2 rRNA genes are annotated in these 3,407 nt (G+C 57.7%); both read left to right on the forward strand.

The features are described 5' to 3' along the window. Positions 1 to 28: 28 nt before the first annotated feature. Positions 29 to 3,146, forward strand: a 23S ribosomal RNA gene (locus tag ABGB11_RS42240). 146 nt (positions 3,147 to 3,292) lie between these two features. Beyond that, positions 3,293 to 3,407 (forward strand): 5S ribosomal RNA (rrf, locus tag ABGB11_RS42245); the annotation flags it as partial.

Below are 3,407 nucleotides of genomic sequence, written 5' to 3' on the forward strand. Positions count from 1 at the left end.
TCTGCGATTTGTTTTGATCGTTTTGTGTGTTCAAGTTTTTAAGGGCATACGGTGGATGCCTTGGCATCAGGAGCCGATGAAGGACGTGGGAGCCTGCGATATGCCTCGGGGAGTCGGCAACCAGACTTTGATCCGGGGATTTCCGAATGGGGAAACCTGGCACTCGTCATGGGGTGTCGCCGCCTGCTGAATGTATAGGCAGGTTGGTGGGAACGCGGGGAAGTGAAACATCTCAGTACCCGCAGGAAGAGAAAACAATAGTGATTCCGTGAGTAGTGGTGAGCGAAAGCGGAGGAGCCTAAACCGTGCGCGTGTGATAGCCGGCAGGCGTTGCGTGTGCGGGGTTGTGGGACCACCCTGATCCAGCTGCCGCTGGGTCGAGGAGTTACAAACTGCTCGGATAGTTGAATGGCTTGGGATGGCCGACCGTAGACGGTGAGAGTCCGGTAGACGAAATTCGAGTGGCTTCTGGGTGTGTTCCCGAGTAGCACGGGGCCCGTGAAATCCCGTGTGAATCTGCCACGACCACGTGGTAAGGCTGAATACTTCCTGGTGACCGATAGCGGACTAGTACCGTGAGGGAAAGGTGAAAAGTGCCCCGGTGAGGGGTCGTGAAATAGTACCTGAAACCGTGTGCCTACAAGCCGTCAGAGCGTCCTCACAGGGAACTTGTTTCTTGTGTTCGTGATGGCGTGCCTTTTGAAGAATGAGCCTGCGAGTTATGGTGTGTGGCGAGGTTAACCGGTGGCGGGTAGCCGTAGCGAAAGCGAGTCTGAATAGGGCGTTTTTAGTCGCATGCTGTAGACCCGAAGCGGGGTGATCTAGCCATGGGCAGGGTGAAGCGCCGGTAAGACGGTGTGGAGGCCCGAACCCACCAGGGTTGAAAACCTGGGGGATGACCTGTGGTTAGGGGTGAAAGGCCAATCAAACTCCGTGATAGCTGGTTCTCCCCGAAATGCATTTAGGTGCAGCGTCGCGTGTTTCTTGCCGGAGGTAGAGCTACTGGATGGCTGATGGGCCCTACAAGGTTACTGACGTCAGCCAAACTCCGAATGCCGGTAAGTGAGAGCGTGGCAGTGAGACTGCGGGGGATAAGCTTCGTAGTCGAGAGGGAAACAGCCCAGATCATCGGCTAAGGCCCCTAAGCGTGTGCTAAGTGGGAAAGGATGTGGAGTTGCTGTGACAACCAGGAGGTTGGCTTAGAAGCAGCCATCCTTGAAAGAGTGCGTAATAGCTCACTGGTCAAGTGATTCCGCGCCGACAATGTAGCGGGGCTCAAGCACACCGCCGAAGCCGTGGCATTGCATCCCTTTCGGGGGGTGTGATGGGTAGGGGAGCGTCCTGTAGCCGGTGAAGCCGCCGAGTGATCGAGTGGTGGAGGCTGCGGGAGTGAGAATGCAGGCATGAGTAGCGAGTCACACGTGAGAAACGTGTGCGCCGGATGACCAAGGGTTCCTGGGGCAGGCTAATCCGCCCAGGGTAAGTCGGGACCTAAGGCGAGGCCGACAGGCGTAGTCGATGGACAACGGGTTGATATTCCCGTACCCGCTGGTATGCGCCAACGCTGAACCCTCTGATGCTAACCACCCGAACCATCCTCGGGGCCTTCGGGCCTAGTGGGTGGGGAGCGTGGGACCCGAGGGGGTAGTAGGTGAGTGATGGGGTGACGCAGGAGGGTAGCTCAGCCCAGGCGATGGTTGTCCTGGGGTAAGGCTGTAGGGAGAGAGATAGGTAAATCCGTCTCTCGCATATCCTGAGAGCTGATGCCGAGCCGTTTTAGGTGAAGTGAGTGATCCCATGCTGTCGAGAAAAGCCTCTAGCGAGTGTACTGGCGGCCCGTACCCTAAACCGACTCAGGTGGTCAGGTAGAGAATACCAAGGCGATCGGGTGAACTGTGGTTAAGGAACTCGGCAAATTGCCCCCGTAACTTTGGGAGAAGGGGGACCACGTCTGGTGAACCGTCTTGCACGGGGAGCTGGGTGGGGTCGCAGAGGCCAGGGGGAAGCGACTGTTTACTAAAAACACAGGTCCGTGCGAAGTCGTAAGACGCTGTATACGGACTGACGCCTGCCCGGTGCCGGAACGTTAAGAGGACCGGTTAGAGGGACTTGTTCCTTCGAAGCTGAGAATCTAAGCGCCGGTAAACGGCGGTGGTAACTATAACCATCCTAAGGTAGCGAAATTCCTTGTCGGGTAAGTTCCGACCTGCACGAATGGCGTAACGACTTCCCCGCTGTCTCAACCACAGGCCCGGTGAAATTGCAGTACGAGTAAAGATGCTCGTTTCGCGCAGCAGGACGGAAAGACCCCGGGACCTTCACTACAGCTTGGCATTGGCGCCTGAAGCGTCTTGTGTAGGATAGGTGGGAGACTGTGAAGCCGGCACGCCAGTGTCGGTGGAGTCGTTGGTGAAATACCACTCTGGTCGTTTTGAGCGTCTAACCCGCACCCGTGGATCCGGGTGGGGGACAGTGCCTGGTGGGTAGTTTAACTGGGGCGGTTGCCTCCTAAAGTGTAACGGAGGCGCCCAAAGGTTCCCTCAGCCTGGTTGGCAATCAGGTGGCGAGTGCAAGGGCACAAGGGAGCTTGACTGTGAGACGGACGTGTCGAGCAGGTGCGAAAGCAGGGCCTAGTGATCCGGCACCTACGTGTGGAAGTGGTGTCGCTCAACGGCTAAAAGGTACCCCGGGGATAACAGGCTGATCTTCCCCAAGAGTCCATATCGACGGGATGGTTTGGCACCTCGATGTCGGCTCGTCGCATCCTGGGGCTGGAGTAGGTCCCAAGGGTTGGGCTGTTCGCCCATTAAAGCGGCACGCGAGCTGGGTTTAGAACGTCGCGAGACAGTTCGGTCCCTATCCGCTGTGCGCGTAGGAGAATTGAGAGGGTCTGTCCCTAGTACGAGAGGACCGGGACGGACGAACCTCTGGTGTGCCAGTTGTCCCGCCAGGGGCACGGCTGGTTGGCTACGTTCGGTCGGGATAACCGCTGAAAGCATCTAAGCGGGAAGCCTTCCTCGAGATGAGTTCTCCCACCCCTTTGTGGGTGTAAGGCCCCCGGTAGACGATCGGGTTGATAGGCCGGAGATGGAAGCGCGGTGACGTGTGGAGTCGACCGGTACTAATAGGCCGAGTGGCTTGAACACACATGACGTTCAATTCGAATCGCTGCGATGTTCGCGTCCCTGTGTGGTTCCCGGAAAACAACCTGGGGATTCCGCATGACAACAAAATACCGAGCCTTGCTCGGACGTTGAGACTTGCACACCCGTGTGGGTGGTGCGTTGAGGCGTTCGGTGGTTTTGGCGAGGGGGAAACACCCGGTCCCATTCCGAACCCGGAAGTTAAGCCTCTCAGCGCCGATGGTACTGCATGGGAGACTGTGTGGGAGAGTAGGACACCGCCGG

The organism is Actinomadura sp. B10D3 (genome assembly GCF_039871695.1).
Taxonomy (GTDB): Bacteria; Actinomycetota; Actinomycetes; order Streptosporangiales; family Streptosporangiaceae; genus Spirillospora; species Spirillospora madurae.